The sequence below is a fragment of the Naumannella halotolerans genome (assembly GCF_004364645.1).
GTDB lineage: Bacteria > Actinomycetota > Actinomycetes > Propionibacteriales > Propionibacteriaceae > Naumannella > Naumannella halotolerans.
This window is the reverse complement of the sequence record NZ_SOAW01000001.1, coordinates 1525546-1545150: the sequence shown is the minus strand read 5'-3', so window position 1 is coordinate 1545150 and position 19605 is coordinate 1525546. Positions and strand designations below refer to the sequence as shown.

The 19605-nt window shown below is 67.8% G+C and carries 21 protein-coding genes and 1 tRNA gene; 8 read left to right on the top strand and 14 right to left on the bottom strand.

Annotated elements, in window-relative coordinates:
- Nucleotides 1–5 precede the first annotated feature (5 nt).
- A complete protein-coding gene (aceE, locus tag CLV29_RS07090; RefSeq protein ID WP_133754245.1) occupies nucleotides 6–2768 on the bottom strand; it encodes a pyruvate dehydrogenase (acetyl-transferring), homodimeric type in 2763 nt (920 codons plus the stop codon).
- Nucleotides 2769–3018: 250 nt separating this feature from the next.
- Here aceE and CLV29_RS07085 point away from each other — a divergent pair, with 250 nt between their 5' ends.
- Both CLV29_RS07085 and CLV29_RS07080 read left to right on the top strand, forming a co-directional pair.
- Nucleotides 3019–3465 (top strand): DUF3052 domain-containing protein, encoded by a 447-nt coding sequence (locus CLV29_RS07085; protein ID WP_133754244.1) that lies wholly within the window; start codon nucleotides 3019–3021, stop codon nucleotides 3463–3465.
- A complete protein-coding gene (locus CLV29_RS07080; protein ID WP_243831778.1) occupies nucleotides 3462–3938 on the top strand; it encodes a peroxiredoxin in 477 nt (158 codons plus the stop codon). Before CLV29_RS07085 ends, CLV29_RS07080 begins: the two co-directional genes overlap by 4 nt.
- 78 nt (nucleotides 3939–4016) lie before the next feature.
- Here CLV29_RS07080 and menC read toward each other — a convergent pair whose 3' ends face one another.
- Both menC and CLV29_RS07070 read right to left on the bottom strand, forming a co-directional pair.
- Nucleotides 4017–5135: an o-succinylbenzoate synthase gene (menC, locus tag CLV29_RS07075; RefSeq protein ID WP_133754242.1), complete on the bottom strand. Its 1119-nt coding sequence runs from the start codon at nucleotides 5133–5135 to the stop codon at nucleotides 4017–4019.
- A complete protein-coding gene (locus CLV29_RS07070) occupies nucleotides 5132–5926 on the bottom strand; it encodes a GNAT family N-acetyltransferase (protein ID WP_133754241.1) in 795 nt (264 codons plus the stop codon). The genes menC and CLV29_RS07070 overlap by 4 nt, the downstream gene beginning before the upstream one ends.
- 92 nt (nucleotides 5927–6018) lie before the next feature.
- On the opposite strand from CLV29_RS07070, the gene CLV29_RS07065 reads away from it, so the two are divergent.
- The 5 genes from CLV29_RS07065 to CLV29_RS07045 all read left to right on the top strand — a co-directional run bounded on the left by CLV29_RS07065 (nucleotide 6019) and on the right by CLV29_RS07045 (nucleotide 10699).
- Entirely contained in the window at nucleotides 6019–6945 is a 927-nt protein-coding gene (locus CLV29_RS07065) for an ROK family protein (protein ID WP_133754240.1), read from the top strand.
- On the top strand, nucleotides 6942–8783 hold the full coding sequence (locus CLV29_RS07060) for an ABC transporter substrate-binding protein (protein WP_133754239.1): 1842 nt from the start codon (nucleotides 6942–6944) through the stop codon (nucleotides 8781–8783). The genes CLV29_RS07065 and CLV29_RS07060 overlap by 4 nt, the downstream gene beginning before the upstream one ends.
- Nucleotides 8784–8826: 43 nt before the next feature.
- A tRNA-Val gene (locus CLV29_RS07055) sits at nucleotides 8827–8903 on the top strand.
- A 260-nt stretch (nucleotides 8904–9163) separates the two neighbouring features.
- Nucleotides 9164–9832, top strand: coding sequence for a TetR/AcrR family transcriptional regulator (locus tag CLV29_RS07050; protein ID WP_133754238.1), 669 nt, complete (start codon nucleotides 9164–9166; stop codon nucleotides 9830–9832).
- 126 nt (nucleotides 9833–9958) lie between these two features.
- On the top strand, nucleotides 9959–10699 hold the full coding sequence (locus tag CLV29_RS07045) for an SDR family oxidoreductase (protein ID WP_133754237.1): 741 nt from the start codon (nucleotides 9959–9961) through the stop codon (nucleotides 10697–10699).
- A 97-nt stretch (nucleotides 10700–10796) separates the two neighbouring features.
- Here the strand turns inward: CLV29_RS07045 and CLV29_RS07040 are convergent, their stop codons facing one another.
- The 4 genes from CLV29_RS07040 to CLV29_RS07025 form a co-directional block, all read right to left on the bottom strand.
- On the bottom strand, nucleotides 10797–11312 hold the full coding sequence (locus CLV29_RS07040) for a cupin domain-containing protein (protein WP_133754236.1): 516 nt from the start codon (nucleotides 11310–11312) through the stop codon (nucleotides 10797–10799).
- The gene (locus CLV29_RS07035; RefSeq protein WP_133754235.1) at nucleotides 11309–12169 is read right to left on the bottom strand and encodes an NmrA family NAD(P)-binding protein; all 861 of its coding nucleotides are present in this window, start codon (nucleotides 12167–12169) and stop codon (nucleotides 11309–11311) included. Before CLV29_RS07035 ends, CLV29_RS07040 begins: the two co-directional genes overlap by 4 nt.
- Nucleotides 12169–12807, bottom strand: a complete 639-nt coding sequence (locus CLV29_RS07030) for a TetR/AcrR family transcriptional regulator (RefSeq protein WP_133754234.1) — start codon at nucleotides 12805–12807, stop codon at nucleotides 12169–12171. The genes CLV29_RS07035 and CLV29_RS07030 overlap by 1 nt, the downstream gene beginning before the upstream one ends.
- 274 nt (nucleotides 12808–13081) lie before the next feature.
- Nucleotides 13082–13648 (bottom strand): TetR/AcrR family transcriptional regulator, encoded by a 567-nt coding sequence (locus CLV29_RS07025; RefSeq protein ID WP_133754233.1) that lies wholly within the window; start codon nucleotides 13646–13648, stop codon nucleotides 13082–13084.
- Between the two features lie 75 nt (nucleotides 13649–13723).
- Between CLV29_RS07025 and CLV29_RS07020 the strand changes: the two genes are divergently transcribed.
- Nucleotides 13724–14296 carry a dihydrofolate reductase family protein gene (locus CLV29_RS07020; protein WP_133754232.1) on the top strand — a complete coding sequence of 191 codons (573 nt, stop codon included), beginning with the start codon at nucleotides 13724–13726 and terminating at the stop codon, nucleotides 14294–14296.
- Nucleotides 14297–14407: 111 nt separating this feature from the next.
- On the opposite strand, the gene CLV29_RS07015 is transcribed toward CLV29_RS07020, so the two are convergent.
- From CLV29_RS07015 to CLV29_RS06985, 7 genes are all read right to left on the bottom strand, one after another.
- Nucleotides 14408–15733 (bottom strand): hypothetical protein, encoded by a 1326-nt coding sequence (locus CLV29_RS07015; protein WP_133754231.1) that lies wholly within the window; start codon nucleotides 15731–15733, stop codon nucleotides 14408–14410.
- Nucleotides 15734–15976: 243 nt separating this feature from the next.
- A complete protein-coding gene (locus CLV29_RS07010) occupies nucleotides 15977–16795 on the bottom strand; it encodes a class I SAM-dependent methyltransferase (RefSeq protein ID WP_133754230.1) in 819 nt (272 codons plus the stop codon).
- 168 nt (nucleotides 16796–16963) lie between these two features.
- Nucleotides 16964–17593, bottom strand: coding sequence for an alkaline shock response membrane anchor protein AmaP (gene amaP / locus CLV29_RS07005; RefSeq protein ID WP_166649161.1), 630 nt, complete (start codon nucleotides 17591–17593; stop codon nucleotides 16964–16966).
- A gap of 77 nt (nucleotides 17594–17670) precedes the next feature.
- Nucleotides 17671–18228, bottom strand: a complete 558-nt coding sequence (locus CLV29_RS07000) for a DUF6286 domain-containing protein (protein WP_133754228.1) — start codon at nucleotides 18226–18228, stop codon at nucleotides 17671–17673.
- Nucleotides 18229–18321: 93 nt separating this feature from the next.
- A complete protein-coding gene (locus tag CLV29_RS06995; protein WP_133754227.1) occupies nucleotides 18322–18720 on the bottom strand; it encodes an Asp23/Gls24 family envelope stress response protein in 399 nt (132 codons plus the stop codon).
- Nucleotides 18717–18899, bottom strand: a complete 183-nt coding sequence (locus tag CLV29_RS06990) for a hypothetical protein (protein ID WP_133755100.1) — start codon at nucleotides 18897–18899, stop codon at nucleotides 18717–18719. The genes CLV29_RS06995 and CLV29_RS06990 overlap by 4 nt, the downstream gene beginning before the upstream one ends.
- 100 nt (nucleotides 18900–18999) lie before the next feature.
- Complete coding sequence (locus tag CLV29_RS06985) at nucleotides 19000–19521, bottom strand: Asp23/Gls24 family envelope stress response protein (protein ID WP_133754226.1); 522 nt, start codon at nucleotides 19519–19521, stop codon at nucleotides 19000–19002.
- Between the last annotated feature and the right edge of the window lie 84 nt (nucleotides 19522–19605).

Genomic DNA, 19605 nt, shown 5'->3' with positions numbered 1-19605 from the left:
CGCCGTCAGGCATCGCCACCCTCCTGGGCGACATCGGCCACGGCGGTCGGATCGCCCAGCTGGTAGGCGTCGTAGGCCTTCGCTGCCTGTTCGGCATCGAACTTGCCATCGGCCGCCAGCGCCTGCAGGGTGCCGACCACGATCGACGGGGCATCGGTGTTGAAGAACCGACGGGCTGCCGCGCGGGTGTCGGCGAAGCCGAACCCGTCGGTGCCCAGCGAATGGAACCGGTTCGGAACCCAGGGCTCGATCTGGTCCTGCACCGCCCGCATGTAGTCGCTGACCGCGATCACCGGACCCTCGGCGCCTTCCAGCGCCTTGGTGATGAACGGCACCCGCGGTTCCTCCGAGCCGTGGGCGCGGTTGAACTGATCGGCCTCCAAGGCGTCGCGGCGCAACTCGTTCCAGGAGGTGACCGACCAGACATCGGCGGCCACACCATGATCATCGGCGAGGATCTTCTGCGCCTTCATGGCATCGGGCATGGACACACCGGAGGCGAAGATCTGTGCCTTCGGACGCTCGTCCCCACCCTCGGGGGCCACCGCGACGCGGTGGATGCCCTTCAACAGGCCGTCCACATCGAGGTTCTCCGGCTCACCGGGCTGGGCGACCGGCTCGTTGTAGACCGTCAGGTAGTAGATGACGTTCTCCCCGCCGGGGTGCTCCTCCGAGCCGTAGTCGTACATCCGCCGCAGACCGTCCTTGACGATGTGCGCCACCTCGTAGGCGAATGCGGGATCGTAGTGGACGACCGCGGTGTTCGAGGAGGCCAGCAGCGGCGAATGACCGTCGGCGTGCTGCAACCCTTCACCGGTCAGGGTGGTCCGACCCGCGGTGGCGCCGATCAGGAAGCCGCGGCCGAGCTGGTCGGCCATGGCCCAGATCGAGTCGCCGGTGCGCTGGAACCCGAACATCGAGTAGAAGATGTAGAACGGGATCATCGGCTCGCCGTGGGTGGCATAGGCCGTACCGGCGGCGGTGGTCGAGCCCATCGCACCGGCCTCGGTGATGCCCTCGTGGAGCAACTGGCCCGACGGCGACTCCTTCCACGACAACAGCAGCTTGCGGTCCACCGACTCGTAGTTCTGCCCGTGCGGGGAGTAGATCTTCGCGGTCGGGAACATCGAGTCCATACCGAAGGTACGGAACTCGTCCGGCGCGATCGGCACGATCCGCTTGCCGATCTCCTTGTCCCGCATCAGATCGCGCAGCAACCGGACGAAGGCCTGGGTGGTGGCGACCTTGTGCTCACCGGCCGGTTCCAGCAGCGGCTTGTAGGCCTTGTCCCCGGGCAGCGCGATGGTGGTCGGCTTCGGCTTCCGGCTGGGCAGGTAACCGCCCAGTGCCCGACGGCGCTCCTGCATGTACTGGATCTCGTCGTCCTCGGCGCCGGGATGGAAGTATGGCGGGTTGTACGGGTCCTCGAGGTTGGAGTCGGGGATGTCGAGGTAGAGCCGGTCCCGGAAGCTCTTCAGGTCCTTGCTGGTCAGCTTCTTCATCTGGTGGGTCGCGTTGCGGCCCTCCAGCGCCTCGATCGTCCAGCCCTTGATCGTCTGCGCCAGGATCACCGTCGGCTGGCCGACATGCTCGGTGGCGCGCTTGAAGGCGGCGAACACCTTGCGGTAGTCGTGGCCACCGCGAGGCAGCTTCACCAGGTCCTCGTCCGACATGTCGGCGACCATCTTCGCCAACCGGGGGTCGTCGAAGAAGTGCTTGCGGATGTAGTCGCCGGTCTCGATCGAATAGGTCTGGAACTGACCGTCGGGGGTGGTGTTCATCTTGTTCACCAGGGCGCCATCAGCGTCCTTGGCCAGCAGTTTGTCCCAGCCGCCGCCCCACAGCACCTTGATCACGTTCCAGCCGGCACCGAGGAAGATCGACTCCAGCTCCTGGATGATCTTGCCGTTGCCGCGGACCGGTCCGTCCAACTGCTGCAGGTTGCAGTTGATCACCCAGGTCAGGTTGTCCAGCCCCTGCTGGGCGGCGAAGTTGATCGCACCCAGCGATTCGGGCTCGGCCATCTCGCCGTCACCGAGGAAGGCCCAGACGCGCTGGTCGGAGGTGTCCTTGATGCCCCGGTTCTGCATGTACCGGTTGAACCGGGCCTGGTAGATCGAATTGATCCCGGTCAGGCCCATGGAGACGGTCGGGAACTCCCAGAACTCCGGCATCAGCCGCGGGTGCGGGTAGGAGGAAAGACCCTTGTGCGGGCCCTGGCTCACTTCCTGGCGGAAGGCGTCGAGCTGAGAATCGTTCAGCCGTCCCTCGAGGTACGCGCGGGCGTAGATGCCGGGGGAGGCGTGGCCCTGGAAGTAGACCTGGTCGCCGCCACCGGGATGGTCCTTGCCGCGGAAGAAGTGGTTGAAGCCGACCTCGTAGAGGCTGGCTGCGCTCTGGTAGGTGGCGATGTGGCCGCCGACCTCGAGGCCCTTGCGGTTGGCCTTGGAGACCATGATCGCGGCATTCCAGCGGATATAGGCGCGGATCCGGCGCTCGACGTGTTCGTCCCCGGGGAACCACGGTTCCTTCTCCGGAGGGATGGTGTTGATGTAGTCCGAGCTCCGCAGGGCGGGCAGGCCGATCCGGTTCTCCCGAGCATGGTCGAGGAGTTTCAGCATGATGAATCTGGCGCGATGCTCACCCTGGTCCTTCAGCAGACCGTCCAACGAGTCCAGCCATTCCCGGGTCTCCTCGGGGTCGATGTCCGGCAGTTGGCTGGCGGTACCCTCGGCCGTGATGGCGGGTCGGTCTCCAGGCCTGGCCATGTTGCTCCTTCACGCGTACGTGCGATGACGCCGATCTGTGGCGTTCCTTGAGGGTGACGGGGTATGTCACCGCTGGCCCAGCCATTCTCTCACCGATCCGCCGAATCATCGAAGCGGACCAGCTCAAAGGTTCTTCTCAGTGTCCGCATCGGCCATCGGGGTAGGCAGTCGGCCCCGGCTCTGGCAATCTGGCTTGTCAACAGCCCTTCGACAGTCATGTCGGGGCGCAACGAACAAATCGGAGGAGAAGGTGGGTACGTCGCAGAAGTCCGCGGGTCAGCCCTCGGGCGGAAACGGCAGTAAGGCTCCCGGCCCGGCGCAGGATCTGCGCCCGGGGCTGACGGTGCAGGAACTCGGGTGGGACACCGACGTCGACGACGCACTGCGGGTGCAGATCGAGGACGCCATCGACGCCGGAATGATCGAGGAGGCCGAGGATGCGGTCGATGTGGTCGTGCTCTGGTGGCGCGAGGAGGACGGCGACGTCGGCGACGGACTGATGGATGCCCTGACCGATCTCGCCGACGACGGCCGGATCTGGTTGCTCACCCCCAAGGTGGGTCGCGATGGTTACGTCGATCCCGCCGACATCTCCGAGGCCGCGCTCACCGCCGGACTGGCGATGACGAACACGGTCGGGGTGAGCCCGGAATGGTCGGGCAGCAAACTGGTACGGACCAAGGGCGACCGGCGGTGATCCAGGGCGGCGAGCTCGCTGTCGGGGCCGAGGCCCCCGACTTCACCTCCAGCACCCAGCACGGCACCGAGGTCTCCCTGAGCGACCTGCTCGCCGAGTCCGCCGTCCTGGTCGTCTTCTACCCCTTCGCCTTCACCGGCACCTGCACCGGCGAGTTGCGCCGGCTGGAGGAACTTTCCGCCGATTTCCTGGCCGCCGGGGTACGGCCGGTCAGCATCTCCTGTGATGCGATGTTCAGCCAGCGGGTCTTCGCCGAGCAGGAGGGCTATAGCTTCTGGATGCTGAACGACTTCTGGCCCCATGGGGCGATCGCTCGGTCCTACGGCGTCTTCCACGAAGACCGCGGTTGCGCGGTCCGCGGATCGTTCCTGATCGGGCGCGACGGCCGGATCGTGTGGTCGGTGGTCAACCCGATCGGCACCGCCCGCGACCTCGACGATCACCTGCAGCAGGCCCGCACCCTGCTCCGGTGAGCCCAGCCATCGTCGCGTGAGCGGGTGGGTGATCCGGCCATCGACGGCTGACTCAGCCTTCGCCGGGCAGTGTCCGGCTCAGCCGGTGACCGTGTGTTCGCCGACCGAGAACCTCGACAGGATCTGCGGATCGACCTCGACACCGAATCCGGGTCCCTCGGGGATCGCCACCTCGCCGTCGCTCATCACCGTCTCGGCGGTGATGTCGAGATCGTAGAAGCGCTTGGACCCGGAGATGTCACCGGGCAGTGTGAATCCGGGAAGACCGGCCAGTGCGGCATTGGCCGCCCGTCCGATACCCGTCTCCAGCATCCCGCCGCACCACACCGCGACGCCGTTCGCCCGCGCCAGGTCATGGATCCGCCGGGCCTCCAGATAGCCGCCGACCCGGCCGGGTTTGATGTTGATCACCGATGCCGCGCCGAGGGCGATCGCATCCGCGGCGACCTGGGCGGAGGTGATCGACTCGTCCAGACAGATCGGGGTGCTCAGCTGTTCGGCCAGTTCGGCGTGTTGGCGCAGATCGGACTCGGCCAGCGGCTGTTCGATCAGCAACAGCCCGAACTCGTCGAGCCGACGCAGCAATGGCGCATCGCTCAGCGAGTAGGCGGCATTGGCATCCACCTGCAGCAACAGGTCGTCGCCGAACTCCCGGCGGACCGCCTCCACCGGGGCGATGTCGGTTCCCGGTTCGATCTTCAGCTTGATCCTGGCGTACCCCTCGTCGATGTAGCCGCCGACGACCTCGAGCAGGGTGTCGACCGAGGACTGGATGCCGACCGACACCCCCGACGGCACCGCGGTACGGGTGACGCCGAGGTAGCGGGCGAAGGAGACCCCGGCTGCCCGCAGTTGGGCGTCCAGGACCGCCATCTCCACCGCGGCCTTGGCCATCGGATGGCCGACGACGGGTTCCAGGAGCTCACCGACGGTCTCGGCGGTCAGGTCGTCGGCGGCGAACAGGGTCGGCGCCAGCCACCGTTCGATCACCTCGGCGGCACCGTCGACGTACTCGGCGGAGTAGAGCGGCAGTTCCATCGCCACACATTCGCCCCAGCCGGTGATCCGGCCGCGGTCGGTCTCGAAGCTGCCCTCCAACAGCAACACGTACTTGTCCTCCTCGGTGCCGAAGGAGGTGGTGAACGGGCTGACCAGCGGCATCCGGAGTCGGTGCAGGGTCAGTGAGCGAAGCTTCATGCAGAGGGCCTTTCCTGTGCTGCTCGGGCGGTCGCGGGAGCGGGATGGAACCGGAGGGTGGGGGACTGGGTGCTGCGGGCCAGAAGGTACTCGCCGCCGCGATTGCTGTCGGGGCGGGCGAAACCGATCACGTCATGTCCGGAAGCGATCAGCTCGGCGAACTGTTCGCGTACCCGCAGTCGCCAGTCCAGTGCGGCATCGGGATCGGTCCGGCGGATCTGTTCGAGGTCGTCGGGCAGTGCGATCCTGCCGACCTCCGGCTCGAGCGTCGGTAGCCCGGGATCGGTCGCCACCGGCCAGGAGACCAGTAACCGATCGCTCGGCTGTCCGGCATTCAGCCCGTCGTCCATCCGCCCGTAGTGGTCGACCAGGTACTCGACCGGCCGGGCGCCGAGTACGCCGAGATTGAACCAGGCGTTCCGGGCGATCAGCGGGTCGAAGGTCCAGGTGATGGTCTCGATTCCGCGCTCCCGGCACCAGTCGCGCTGGTGGTACTTCAGAGCCCGGCCGGCTCCGGGGACGCTCGCGCCGACGATGTGGGAGTGCAGGTTGCGGCTGCGTGGCGGCCCGCAGAAGGCGATCCCGACGGCGACCGCGTCGCCGTCGCGTTCGGCCAGCATGACGTAGTTGTCGCTGTGGTCGAGGGCGATCAGCGTGTTCACGTCCACACCCGCAGAGCCGCCCCAGATCCGCTCGACCAGATCGATCGTCCGTACCGCGTCGGTCGGGGTGGAGACCCGGGTGAAGTCGAACGGGCCGGCAGCATCGGGCGGAACGGCAGGATCGGGCATGCGCACGGCACCATTCAAACCCATCCCAGGCCGGTGTTCCGCACCGGTGTCGGTCACGACCCCGGCACAGCAGGGGTCGCTACAGTGTCCCGGTGGCTGAACGGGTACTGGCGGTCGACATCGGCGGCACGAAAGTGGCTCTGGCGGTTGTCGACGCGACCGGCCGGGTGATGGCTGAGCGGGTCGTGCCGACCCTGCAGGCCGGCGCCGAGGAGATCTTCGCCCCGATCGGTGGGGCGATCGCCGAGTTGGTGTCGGACTGGCCCGGTGAACTGCGGATCGGCATCGGATCGGCCGGTCCGATCGATTCCCGCAACGGCGCGGTGAGCCCGGTGAACATCGGTGCCTGGCGCAACTACCCGATCGTCGAGCGGGTACGCGATGCCGCCCGTTGGGCCAGTGGCCACGATCCGGCGACGGTGAAATTGATCGGCGACGGTCACGCGATCGCGCTGGGGGAGTACTGGTTGGGTGCCGGGCGCGACGTCGAGTCCATGATCGGCATGGTGGTCTCCACCGGCGTCGGTGGTGGAGCGGTGATCAACAACGAGCTGTTCACCGGTACCACCGGCAATGCGGTGCACATCGGCCACACCTCGATCAACTTCCTCGGTGAGCTGTGCGTCTGCGGCAACCGTGGGTGTGTGGAGTTGTACGCCCGGGGCCCGGCCCTGGCCGCCACGGCCCGGGACCGCGGTCTGGGCGTGGCCGATGCCAAGGAACTCACCCAGCTCGCCCGCGACGGTGATCCGGTCGCCCTGGAGGTGATCGATCAGGGGATGCGTGCGCTGGCCCAGGGGATCGTCAGCGCCGCGGTCTACCTGGACGTGCCGGTGGTGGTTCTCGGTGGCGGCGTCTCGAAGGCGGGGGCGGTGATCTTCGACCCGTTGCGCCGGCATGTTGCCGAGTACGCGGTGCTGTCCTATGTCACCGATCTGGAGGTTCGCCGGGCCGAGCTGGACAATGCCGGACTGCTCGGCGCGGCAGCGCTGGCCCACGGTGAGGTCGAGCTGCGGTGACCCGGTCCGCCCCCCGCCCGACCGGTCCCTTGCGGGTGCTCGTCGCTGTGTTGCTCGGTTGTCTGGTGCTGCTCGGCGTCGCCGCGCCGGCACGGGCCGATGCGACCGATCACCTGCAGGTCGCCGTGCTCTCCGAGATCGACACCCTGAACCCGTGGCTGGCAACGACACCCGCCGCGGAGATGATCTTGCGGCAGCAGTACGAACGGGTCGTCGGGCGCGGTATCTCCAATGAACTCGTACCGGGGTTGGCCTCGCAGTGGTCGACCTCGGCCGACGGACGGGTCTGGACCTACACCTTCCCGGCCGGCCGGGTCTGGTCCGACGGTGAACCACTGACGGCCCAGGATGCGGAGTGGACGCTGCGGGCGCTTGCCGAGGACCCGGTCCTGCGCAAAGCCCATGAGGGACTGCTGTCGGGTATCGGCGGGATCGAGGCGCCCGACGCGACCACCTTGGTGATCACCATGGTCGAGCCCCAGGCGGCGAATCCGGCGGCCGACCTGGTGGTGCTGCCCGAGCACGTGCTCTCCGGTGCCGACCTCGGCGATCCGTCGACCCTCACCTCGGTCGGATCCGGGCCGTTCGTACCCGTCGATGACGACGTCGCCGCGGCGGTCGGTTCGGGGTCACCGGTCGAGTTGATCGCCAACCAGCACTTCTGGCGCGGACCGGCCGCCTTGCCCGGGCTGGACTTCGTACCGCAGACGGACTCGGCGGCGGCGGTGGAGGCACTGGTCGCCGGGGAGGTCGACTTCGTCAGTCCGTTGTCGGCCGAGCAGTTCGATTCCCTGGCCGGGCGTACCGACATCGGTACGCATGTCGGTACCGGTCGCAGCTACACCTCGTTGGTGATCAATCCGGGTGTCGCCGATGCCGAAGACGTACCGTTCGGTGACGGCAGTGAGGCGTTGCGGGATCCGCTGGTCCGTCAGGCCGTCCAGTGGTCGATCGCCCAGGATGCGTTGATCCGTGACGCGTTGCAGGGGTACGGGGAGGCGGGACTCACCCTGATCCCACCGGTCTATCCCGACTTCACCGGGTTGTCCGAGGGGAGCGAGCCGTTCGCCTTCGACCTGGCGCGGGCCGGGGAACTGCTCGATCAGGCGGGGTATCTGCGCGGCGACGACGGCCTGCGCCTCGGGTTGGACGGTCAGCCGCTGTCGTTCCGGTTGTTGATCGACTCCGAGGACCCGACCCAGACCATGATCGCCGAGCAGGTCACCAGCGGGCTGGACGCGCTCGGGATCGGGGTGGAGACCGAGGCCTTGGCGACCGCGGATCTGGCCGAGCGGGTGAATGCCGGTGAGTACGACCTGCACATCGGCAACCAGTCGGTGGGTGCCGATCCTGATCATGAGATGTTGATCAACACCTGTGATGCGCGCCGCTCGTCCGACGGCGAGGGGATCAGCGAGGCGAACTACTGCAACAGTGAGTTCGACCAGCTGTACGCCGAGCAGCACACCACCGTCGATCCCGCCGCCCGTGCCGACCTGGTGCGCCAGGCATTCACGATCGCCTACTTCGACGGCGTGATCCGGCCGCTGTACTATCCGCAGCAGTTGAGCGCCTACCGCAGTGATCGGTTCACCGGCTTCCAGCCGCAGCCGGCCGAGGGTGGCATGATCGCATACCAGAACTCCTACTGGGGCTTCTACTCGGTGGCGCCGGTGCAGCCCGACAGCGGGCCCGGCGAGGTCGTACCCGCACCGTCGATCCAGCGATTGCGGATCGCGGTGCTGTTGCTCGCGGTGGTGGCCGCAGTGGCGGTGGTCGGTGCCGCGGTGATCGTGGTACGCCGCCGGCGGCGCAAGCCGAGTCGTACCCTCGAGTGAGGTGCAGGATCTGCTGGTTCGGGGTAGCATCTGACGCTGGCCCGGGCGCATAGCTCAGTTGGTTAGAGCATCTGCCTTACAAGCAGAGGGTCGGGGGTTCGAGTCCCTCTGCGCCCACCACCGGTTCGTGATCGTCTCCCGTGTCGCCGTCGGAGCTTAGACCGATCTGCTGCGCTGTCGATCCGTCGAGTGCAGCCTTTCGAGCCCCGTCCGCCGCCGTGATCGGCACCTCACCTCGACGATGTCCTCGGTCCCGCACCCCTCACCTGGCGAGCGAGGGACGACCCTGCACGGGATGCGACCAGTTGTGTGACCGCCGTCAGTATCGATGATACGCATCGCGCTGTTCATCGATACGGCATCGTGTTAGCGTTGATTTCGTGAGCTCGAGATCGTTGATCCTGGAGCGAGCTGTGGAACTGCTCGCCGCCTCCGAAACCGGGGATGTGTCGACTCGCGCGGTGTGTCAGGCCGCGGGCGTCGGTCAGCCGGTGCTGTATCGGATCTTCGGGGACAAGAACGGGTTGCTGACCGCGGTGGCCGATCAGGTCTGGGGACAGTACCTGGCGGCGAAGCGTGCGGCCGAGGTGTCGGATGACCCGGTGCAGGATCTGCGTCACGGTTGGGACAACCACACCGCTTTCGCGCTGGCCAATCCCCACGCCTACCGGCTCGTGTTCGCCAGTGCGCTGCCGTCGCGTCCGGCAGCGGCAGACGAGGCGATGGAACTCCTGCGTGGCGTTCTGCAGCGCGTCGCCGCACAGGGCAGGTTGCGGGTCGCCCCGGCAGTGGCGGCACAGATCGTGATGGCCGCGAACAGTGGTGTGGCGCTGTCGCTCATCCTGCGCCCCGAGCAGTATCCCGACGTGGCGACGTCGATCGCGATGCGCGAGGCGACGATGCGCGCGATCCTCGCCGATGAGCCCGTGGAGGCAGCACAGGCGCAGCGCGTCGCTGCCACGACACTGAGGGCCGGGTTGGTCGAGTCCGATGCGTTCACGGCGGCCGAATCCGCGCTGCTGATCGAGTGGCTGGACCGCGTCCGATGATCGGTTCGACCGCATCCGACGAGCTCCGGCCCGGCTTCGCTCGGGCGGCGCTGATGTACCCCACCCTCTTCCGTGCACGCGCCCGCGTGAGCGGTGGTCGTTGACTTCAAGCGAGGAGATATTCCGATGAACACGCAGAACACCACCCGCAATGTCCTCGTCACCGGTGGTTCCGGCGGGATCGGCCGGGCCGTCGCGAAACGGCTCGCCGCCGACGGTCATGCCGTTGCCGTGCATTACGCCGGGAACCGGGCCAAGGCGGACGCGCTCGTCACCGAGATCACCGATGCCGGGGGTCGAGCGCTCTCCGTCGGAGCCGACATCGCCGACGAGCACGCCGTCGCGGCCCTGTTTGACGAGGTCGAGGCGTCGCTCGGCGGGATCGACGTCGTCGTGAACACCGCCGGCGTGATGGTCCTGGCACCCGTCGTCGAGTACGACCTCGAAGTGTTCGACCGGCTGATGCGCACGAACGTACGCGGCACCTTCGTCGTCTCCCAGCAGGCTGCCCGCCGGGTGCGTGCGGGTGGGGCGATCGTGAACTTCTCCACGACAGTCACTCGCACCCAGTTTCCGACCTACGGCCCCTACGTGGCCAGCAAAGCCGCGGTCGAGGCGCTGACGCTGATCCTGGCCCGGGAACTGCGGGGCAAGGACATCACCGTCAATGCCGTCGCCCCCGGTCCGACCGCGACGCCGCTGTTCCTGGAGGGCAAGACCGAGGAGCAGATCGCGGAGCTGTCGAAGGCTGCGCCGCTGGAGCGCCTGGGTGAGCCCGAGGACATTGCCGAGACTGTCGCGTTCCTCGCGGGTCCTGCTCGGTGGGTGAACGGGCAGATCCTCTTCACCAACGGCGGACTCGCCTGAATCGGGGATCGGGGAAACGACATCACCGGGTCCAGGTCGCGGAACCTCGACCCGACTGCGGCACCGGCAGGACCGGCAGTCGGGAACCGCTCCCTGCTCAGCTGAGCAGTTCGGTGCGGTAGGTCGCGGCGAGGGATTCGGCCAGACGGCGGCTCTCGGCCTGCTGCTGCTCGGTCGGTGCCGGCGGCGGGGAGTCAGGGTCGGTGATCGGGATGCCCACCCGCGCGAAGTACTCGTCCTGGCCCGCCGGGGCACACATGCAGAGCATCCGGGCAGGTGCGTCGGAGGTGTTGCGGAAGAAGTGTGGGGCGTTGGCGGGGATGTTGACGGTGGTGCCCTCGCCGACCGTCGTGGTCTCACCACGCAGGGTGAACTCGATCTGCCCACTGAGGATCGTGAACATCTCCTCGAAGTCGTGCCGGTGCGGGGGCGGGCCGCCGCCTTCGGGGATCCGCATGTCGATGAGACAGTAGCGACCGGCCGTGTCGGCACCGCTGACGAGCATCGTGTAGATGTTGCCGGCAAGGGTGATGTGGGTCGCGTCGGCCGCGTCGGGATGAGCCACGGTGAGGGTTCGGCGTGGGTCGTCGGGCGGGATGCTGGCAGTGGTCATGATTGCTCCTGTTCAGCGGTGGGGTCGTCGATCGGGTTGGCGGAGTTCAGCTGTTCGAAGTAGTCGCGCAGCGTTCGTGGATCACGTTGGAGGATGATGGCCAGGGCGAGTGGGTTGCTCAGCAGACCTGCGTGGTCGTAGTGGCTGAACATCGCGCGCATGGGTTCGGCGACGTCGAGCTGCGCAGGGTCGGTACGCTCGGCGCGGATCCGGCGGCCGGTGACCTCGCCGATGAGGGCGGCCACATCGTGGCGGTCCAGGTGCCCGGGCGCGGCCAGCTCATAGGTGCCTGCGAGCAGGCGGTCCTCGGTCAGGGCGATCGCCGCTGCATCGGCGACGTCGCGGTAGTCGACCCGGGAGAATCTGGTCCGCGACGACCAGGGCTCGGCGAGTACGCCGGTGGCAAGGGTTCGCTCCCAGCCACCGGCGAAGTTCTGGAAGAACAGCGCCGGCTGGAGCACGGTGTACTCGAGCCCGGAGTCGTACAGTGCTTCCTCCACCGGTGCCTTCGCACGGTGGTTGATCAACGACAGGCTCGGATGGATGACCGAGGAGAACACCACTCGGCGTACCCCGGCCCTGACGGCGGCGTCGATCACCTGCACGCCGACGGCGGCCTCGTCGGGAAGGAACGCCGGGGCGATGTAGAAGACAGCTTGTATGTCCGCCATTGCCGAGTCGATGGTGCGCCGATCGCGGAGATCGCCCAGCACCACCTCGGCCGCACCACGGCTCTGCACGAGTGCCCGCTGTGCGTCCCGACGGACCATCCCGCGTACCCACGCGCCGCGCGAGTGCAGTGCAGGTACGACCTCGCCGGCGGCGTGACCGGCGGCGCCGATGACCAGTGTTCGCATCATTTCTCCTGTCCTCGTCCACCCTGGGTGGGGATGGGTGCTGCGGCGACACCGGCGAGGAAGATGTCCTTCTGGCGTCTCGCCGCTGCGTCCCAGTCCGCGGTGTTGGCCAGCGGTTGGGCGAGCATGGCCCCGAACAAGACGACATCCGAGGTGGTCACGCTCGACCCGATCGTCCGGTCACGCCGCCCCCTGTCGAGGATCTCCGCCAGTGCGGTGTGCACCTCGTCACGGAGCCGGACGGCCTCCGCCGACAGTGTTGCCGGGCCGCCGTGCATCGGCAGTACGAGCTGATCGCGATGATCGATCGTCCCCTCCAGGAAACGCTCCAGCGAGACGATGCCCGGCTCGTCACGGGCCGCGATCGAGTGGGCCAGATCGCGCACCAAGGTGAAGGAGCGCTCGGTCAGCGCGCTCAGCAGATCCTCCCGGGTGGGGTAGCGGCGGTACAGAGTGGCGACACCGACGCCGGCGAGATCGGCGATCGAGGCCATGGGAACCTTCCTGCCCTCGCGGAGGATCGCCGTCACTGCCGCGGCGAGCACCTTCTCGCGGTTGGCCGACGCATCCTTGCGGAGTGGGGGTCGCGTGCCGCGTTGCAGGTCGGCCGGTCGGTCGGTGCTGGTCTGGGTGTTCATCGCGTGCCCCCCCGCTCCGCACCCACGGTGAGTGCTCGTCCGAATCAACGCACTAAGTGGACGAAAGATTCCGGATTCATCGACTGTATCCGCTGCGCCGATCTGTTGCAGGATTTCGGCGAGGTTGCCGAACCGCGGGCAGCTGCCAGAGACCGGCTCCTGTTGGGGGTCCCAGGTCCGAGACGGGGAGAGCTGTGAGGTCCAGCGTCGACGGCTCAGGCTGGCCATGGGGTGCGTGGTTCAGGCGCGTGTGATCCTTCCAGGGGGCAGGAGGTCACCGGAGGAGCCCGGCCACGAAATCGTCGATCACCTCGTCGGCGGGTGTCTCGGGGTCGATGGGTGAGGTGAGCCGGTCGAAGACGAATCCCTCGATCGCATAGTGGAACAAGGCGATCTCGCGACGGCCCCCCGGCAGGCCGGCTGCTTCGTTGAAGGCGATGTCGGCCTCGAATGCTGCGTGTTGCCATTCGACCAACGGTGCAGCCAGCTCGGGCCGGCGTGCGGCTTCGAGGCGCAGTTCGTAGAGGGCGAGGGTGACCTCTCGGTTGGTGGTCAGTCGCCGCACGATGTCTCGCACGTACCGGGCGAAGAGCTCGCGGCTCGGCTTCTCGCGTGCCGCAGCCTCGAGGTCGTCTGCCCTAGGGGCCAGTCGGGTACCGATCCGCTCGAAGATCCCCGTGATCAGCGCCTCCCGGTTGCGGAAGTAGTTGGATGTCGTACCCGTCGGGACTTCGGCCGCTGCATCGACCGCGCGGTGGGTGAGTCCTCGCGATCCCTCCCGCGCGAGCACGCTGATGCCCGCGTCGGCCAGCGCGGTGCGACGTGCCTCGTTCTTCGCCATGGCTCGACTCTAACCCGATCAACCACTACAGCTGCTATGGTTCAAACACTACATATGTCGTGATTGGAGAAACGAATGCGAGAACTCACCTATTTCGTCGCGGTGAGCGTCGATGGTTTCATCGCCGGACCCGCCGGACAGTTCGACCAGTTCCTCGTCGAGGGTGACCATGCCGGTGAGATCTGGGCGAAGTACCGGGGTACGGCACCGACTGCGCTCGCCGCCGCGGCGGGGCTTCCGGTCGAGGGCGGGCCGTTCGACACGGTGCTGATGGGCTGGAACACCTTCGCCGTCGGGCTGCCGGAGCTACCCGACCCGTACCAACATCTGCGCCAGATCGTGTTCACCCACGAGCACCAGGCACCGGAGGGTGCTGCCGGTGTCGACTTCACCGATCGCGATCCCGTGGAGGTGGTACGTGAGCTGAAGGCCGAGGCCGGGGCAGGCATCTGGCTCTGCGGGGGTGGCGCGCTCGCCGCAGTCCTGGCCGATGAGATCGATCGCCTCAGCCTGAAGGTCAACCCGGTGCTGCTCGGCGACGGTGTCCGCCTGTTCGGCGACCGGCCCTACGACCCTGCGGCACTCCGGCCGCTCGCCGTGAGTGCGTACCAGTCCGGTGTCGTGCTCGCCGAGTACGTGCGGCACTGAGGAATCCGGGGCACCGGACGCCTGAACTGAAACTCATCGGGACCTGTGGCGACCTGCACCCGTCGCGAGGTCGCCATAACTTCCGACAATTTGCGGTTTGGGGCCTCGGAGTCAGAGGGCGCGCCGGGGCCGCGGGCCGGCGTCGGCTTCGTCGGTGGATGCGGAGTCATTGGTCCATGCGCGGCGGGCGGGGCGGGCCGCTGCTGGTGTGACCGTCGCCGGACCCGCGCTGTGTCTGCCCACATCGTCGGGTACGGGCTGCAGGACGAGTGACTCCGATGTTCCCGGTGTCGCAGAGGTGCCGTAGCCGTTGCCGTAGGGGACAGGCGCCGGTTGCGGCTGTACCGGTTCGGCCGTCGCAAGCTCCTGGCGGCTGGTGTGGTCCTGCCCGGCGTGGACGTGTCCGGCGTGGTCCTGCCCGGCGTGTACGTGTCCGGATTCGCTCATCGCTGCCGTCCGCAGGTCGGTCGACGTGACCGGATCTACGGTGGCGGAAGTCGCTGAAGCCCGGCCAGTGTCCGGAAGCGCATCAGGTTCGGTGTCTGGCAGTACATGGCGGCCGGTGTCCGGGAGTGGGTCCGGTTCGATGTCCGGGAGTGCATCAGGCTCGGTGTCAGGCAGCGGGACCGGGTCGGTGTCTGGCAGTGCATGGCGTGCGGCGTCCGGGAATGGGTCCGGGGCCGGCAGCGCATCGTCATCGGCCGTCGGGAGTGCATCCGGGTCCGCGTTGCGCGCGGTGTCGGCGTCCACCACCGGCAACGTTTCGGTCCGGTCCTCGTCGGCGGGTTCACGGTCTCGTGCCGTCGCGGAGCTGGTCTGCTCGCTCGTGGGCGTGGCCACCGGTGAGGTCGGTGAGACCTCCGGGTGCCGTCCCGCGGGTTCGGGTGTTGCAGAGGCGGCGGCCAATGCCTGGCTGCTGAGTGCGGCGGCATTCTCGATCCGGGAGCGCCGTCGGTGGGTGTTCTCAGCCAGGTCCAGCCAGAACATCTCGTTGTCGACGGTGGTGAACTGCACCTCGCAGGTCGCACAGGCGGTCACCGGCAGATCGACCTGGACCAGGTCGTCGGCCCACAGGCGTCGGCTGGCAACGGTGGCTCGTGCGTCGCCTCGAGAGCTTCCGGCAGTCAGGACGACGACATCGCGGACCACGGTCGAACCGTCGTTGTAGACCACGATCCGGGTCAGCTCCGGTGAGTCCGAGAGGGTCTCTGCCCAGCCGTGTACCGCTTTGGGCAGCGCCATCTCCTCATTGCGACGCCGCCGACGCAGCATCGTCAGGATCGCGAACAGGGTGCCCAGCGCAGCCAGCGCGGTCAGCCACTGCGGCAGGCTCCCGAGGAACCACTCCGGGGTCACGAACACGGGGTCCACCAGTGCCGGGCCGACGATCCGGGGGGCGCCGGACAAGAAGGCGACGAACGGGGAGTCGGTGAGCAAGGGGTCGAATGCCGGGTCGACCAGGACCGGGTCGACCCCGATCGGGGCGACGAGTACCGGTCCGCCAGATACCGGGCTGCCCGATGCCGGGCAGGCGAACAGTGGGCCGGCAGTGCCGACAACCGTCCCCGGTGCGCGGCCAGCGTGTGCATACGGTGAGAGTAGGGCAGTTCGCGAACGTTTATCGACCGTGGCGAAGGCACAGTCCGAGGGCCCGAGTCGGCAAACGCCCCGGGCCCGGCGTCAGGGACGGGCCAGCAACTCCACATGCGGCATCAGCAGCAGACCGTCGGGATCGTCGGCCCAGGTCAGCCAGGCCTGCGCGATGGTCTCGATGTCGGACTCGCTGGCCACCCCGTCGTCCAGTGCCTGTCGCCCGATCGAGGTGGTACGGATCCGGTCGGCCCAGGTCTGCCCCCACCACCGACGATCCTCGTCGGTGAAGAGCCACAGGCTGGCCGAGACGGTGAGATCGCGCAGTCCGGCGGAATGCGCCCAGGCGAGCAGGCGTCGACCCGCGTCGGGCTCGCCGCCGTTGGCGCGGTGGACGGTCTGCAGCACCTCCTGCCAGAGGTCCAACCCTGGCAACTGGGGCCACCAGGTCCATCCGTGGTAGTCGACCTCGCGTACCGCGATCAGACCGTCCGGCCGACAGACCCGGGCCATCTGCACCAGCGCCTCCACCGGATCCGCGAGATGCTGCAACACCTGATGGGCGTGGACCACGTCGAAACTGTCGTCGGCGAGCGCCAGCCGCTCGACATCGCCCACCACGAACTCGGCGTCGAGGTTCCGTTCGGCAAAAGTGGTCCGGGCCAACTCCAAGGTGGCCTCGGAGGTCTCCAGCACCGTCACCGCACCGACCCGTTCGGCCAGGTCGGCCGTGATGGTGCCCGGCCCGGCACCGACATCGAGCAATGACTGATCCCTCCGCAGATGCGGCAGCAGATAGCCGACCGAGTTCTCCGCGGTGCGCCAACTGTGCGCCCGCAGTACCGAATCACCGTGACCGTGGGTGTAGCGGGGTCCGGTGTGGTGGGTGGCGGGGTCCGTGCGCGTCATGCAGTGACCGTAGGTCTGCGGGTACGACCGGCGCCGACGGTCTCGGCATCCGGCCCGGGTGGGGTGCACGCGATCCTGCGATCGCCGCTGCGGATCGAACCCGGTTGTGGTCGGCGGACACGGCGGAAAATGGGGGACGGCCACGCCGCCGGCGAGCGGGGGGAATGCTCAAGCCGGCAGCGTGACCGTGTCGGTGGAGGAGGTTTCACGGTTCACCTCGACGAAGATGCGGAGCGCGACGACGGTCCCGTCCAACGCGGTGGCGAGATCGGTGGCGGCGCCGGACTGGATCTGCTGCACGATCTGCTGCGGGTCGGACCGTTCCCCGACGGTCACATTGACCTCCAGCGTGGGCTCGGCGGCGGTTCCGCGAACCGTTGCCCGCGCGCTGTTGACGCCGGTGATCTCCTCGATCGTCTCGGCGGTGATGGCTTCCAGCGCCGAGGCATCGATCGAGGTGGTGCCCTGCCTCGGGTCGTCCTGCAGCCGGAACGGCTTGACCGGTACGACCTTCGGGAACTGTGCGGCCAGCCAGGCGACGGCCAGGACGAAGATCACCACTCCGGCGAGTGCCAGCAGCAGCCAGAACCAGGCGGACAACGAGACCGTGGCACTGGGCACCACCGGGTCGGTCGGGGTGGCGACCGTGAAGGGCGAGCCCAGGCCGTTCAGCCACGAGCCGGCCAAACCGGTGGCCATGGCGATCGCGGCCAGTCCGACCACCGTCAACACGATTCCGGTGAGGATCATTCCGGTCCGGTTGCGGCCACCCGGGCCGGCGCTGAGCATTGCTGCCATCTCACTCATCCTTCTTCCTGGACCGACGACGGTTCCCAGTGACGATCATGAACCGTGGTTGCGGGGCTTGGGTTTCTTCAGTTGGTCGAGCGTGCCTGCACGACGACGGTCGGTGTGCGCTGCAGATCCAACTCGGCGAGCCGGTTGCGTACCTGTTCGGCGACCGCCTCGCGGACCGCGTCGGGATCATTGGCCGAGGTGCGTACCGCCACCCTGACCGAACGACCGCCGACACTGACATCCACCGCATCGGTGCCATCGACCAGGGCCGCCCAGCTGCCGACGACCCGGGCCAGTCCGCGCCGACTGAGCACGACGGCCGGGCCGGTCACCTCTTCGGTGGCCTTCGGCGCCTGCAGCCGCACACCGGAGACCCGACCGGGCAGGCAGGCGGCGATGATCAGGAACAGTCCGAGCAGCACCGCGACGATGCCGAGCACGTGCACGATCGGTGCCTGCCAGGTCAGCCCGGACAGCTGCTGGGGGATCCACTGCAGCCACGTCACCAGCTGGGCGGTCTGCAGGCCGACGATGCCGACCCAGACTGCGATGACACCGAGTGCCGCCAGGGCGACGGCGATCACCGATGCCGGGATCCGTCGTTGGGCGCGGTTGATCAACGATGACGAGGCCATTGCGCACTTCCTTTCGGAGCGTGAGGGATGAAGTGGATGTGGGGACCGCCCGGGATCAGCGGTGGGTCGGGTCGGCGACCCCGGAGATGATGATCATCGGGGTCGGGGACCGGGCGACTGGGTGCGGGACAACCAGGCGACTTGGATGTCCACCCGGTCGACGTTCACCCCGGTGAGCTCCTGCAGCCGGGTGGTGACGTTCTGCCGTACCTCGTCGGTGGTCGCGCGCAGGGAGGCCGGGTAGCGCACCCCGCAGCGGACCGAGACCACGGCACCGTCACCGGTGAGCGTGACATCGACCTCGGGTTTGGCGTCGAGATCGCGTCGGGTCCCGATTCCGAGGAACCCGCCGCTCGTGCCGCCGGCGGCCGACACCTCACCGGCCACCTGGGCGGCGACCTTCTCGAACACCCGACGGGCGATCGTGGTCGTACCGCGTCGGTTCTCGGTCGATCGTGCCGTACCCGACTCCGCGACCACTTGGTCACTCATCGCTGATCGCCTGCCCGACCCGCCAGATCACGAAGATCGATCCGACCGGTGATGATCATGGCCACCAACCATCCGACAGCACCGCCGATCGCGGTGATCAGCAGGGCAACGAAGCCTGCGAAGTAGGCGATTGCGGCCAGCGCCATGCCGACCAGAATGGCGAACTGAGTGGTTTTCATCTGAATCTCCATCGTGCTGCTCCTCGGTGACCGGCAGTCGCCGACACCGCGTGGGGGAGGGAGGCCTTCGGGGTCTCCCTCCCCACCGCGGGATCGGGCCTCACTGCAGGGTGGTGGTGCGCTCCTTCGTCGGCGCGTCGTCGGCGTTCTGATCATCCTCATCGGGCAGCTTCACGTCGGTGACGGCAACGTTCACCTCGATCACCTCGAGGCCGGTTCCGTACTCCACTGCCTGGATCACCGCGTCACGCAGGTTCTGCGTCACCTCGGCGATCGGGTAGCCGTACTCGGTGATGATCGTCATGTCGATGGCGGCCTGCCGCTCGCCCTTCTCCACGCTCACGCCACCGGTGACGTTGGTCTGCGAGCCGGGGATCCGCTCGGTGATCGCGTTCAGGGTGCGGCGAGCGGCGTTGCCCATCGCGTAGACACCCTCGACCTCCTGGGCTGCCAGGCCGGCGATCTTCGCGACGACCTGGTCGGCGATCGTGGTGTCACCGTGCTCGGTGTGCAGGGCATCGAGCTTCTTCGGCTCTGCAGTGGTGTCACTGACCTCCACCGCGGAACCCTTGACCGGGGTGTCCGCGACATCTGCCGGGGTGGGCTTGTTCTGTGCTGCCATGATGCTTTCCCTTTCCGTTGAATGCCCTTACCCCTATTCAGACGGGGTGGGGGCAGGATCCTCACGGCCGATCTCGGGTGAGCT

What these genes read in the sequence shown, in the direction of transcription:
- CLV29_RS07070 (WP_133754241.1), bottom strand. Translation starts at nt 5,926, where the DNA reads ATGCCCGATCCTGCCGTTCCGCCCGATGCTGCCGGCCCGTTCGACTTC.
- CLV29_RS06985 (WP_133754226.1), bottom strand. Translation starts at nt 19,521, where the DNA reads ATGGCAGCACAGAACAAGCCCACCCCGGCAGATGTCGCGGACACCCCG.
- CLV29_RS07045 (WP_133754237.1), top strand. Translation starts at nt 9,959, where the DNA reads ATGAACACGCAGAACACCACCCGCAATGTCCTCGTCACCGGTGGTTCC.
- CLV29_RS07025 (WP_133754233.1), bottom strand. Translation starts at nt 13,648, where the DNA reads ATGGCGAAGAACGAGGCACGTCGCACCGCGCTGGCCGACGCGGGCATC.
- CLV29_RS07020 (WP_133754232.1), top strand. Translation starts at nt 13,724, where the DNA reads ATGCGAGAACTCACCTATTTCGTCGCGGTGAGCGTCGATGGTTTCATC.
- CLV29_RS07030 (WP_133754234.1), bottom strand. Translation starts at nt 12,807, where the DNA reads ATGAACACCCAGACCAGCACCGACCGACCGGCCGACCTGCAACGCGGC.
- menC (WP_133754242.1), bottom strand. Translation starts at nt 5,135, where the DNA reads ATGAAGCTTCGCTCACTGACCCTGCACCGACTCCGGATGCCGCTGGTC.
- CLV29_RS07035 (WP_133754235.1), bottom strand. Translation starts at nt 12,169, where the DNA reads ATGCGAACACTGGTCATCGGCGCCGCCGGTCACGCCGCCGGCGAGGTC.
- CLV29_RS07000 (WP_133754228.1), bottom strand. Translation starts at nt 18,228, where the DNA reads ATGGCCTCGTCATCGTTGATCAACCGCGCCCAACGACGGATCCCGGCA.
- CLV29_RS06990 (WP_133755100.1), bottom strand. Translation starts at nt 18,899, where the DNA reads ATGAAAACCACTCAGTTCGCCATTCTGGTCGGCATGGCGCTGGCCGCA.
- aceE (WP_133754245.1), bottom strand. Translation starts at nt 2,768, where the DNA reads ATGGCCAGGCCTGGAGACCGACCCGCCATCACGGCCGAGGGTACCGCC.
- CLV29_RS07010 (WP_133754230.1), bottom strand. Translation starts at nt 16,795, where the DNA reads ATGACGCGCACGGACCCCGCCACCCACCACACCGGACCCCGCTACACC.
- CLV29_RS06995 (WP_133754227.1), bottom strand. Translation starts at nt 18,720, where the DNA reads ATGAGTGACCAAGTGGTCGCGGAGTCGGGTACGGCACGATCGACCGAG.
- CLV29_RS07040 (WP_133754236.1), bottom strand. Translation starts at nt 11,312, where the DNA reads ATGACCACTGCCAGCATCCCGCCCGACGACCCACGCCGAACCCTCACC.
- amaP (WP_166649161.1), bottom strand. Translation starts at nt 17,593, where the DNA reads ATGGCAGCAATGCTCAGCGCCGGCCCGGGTGGCCGCAACCGGACCGGA.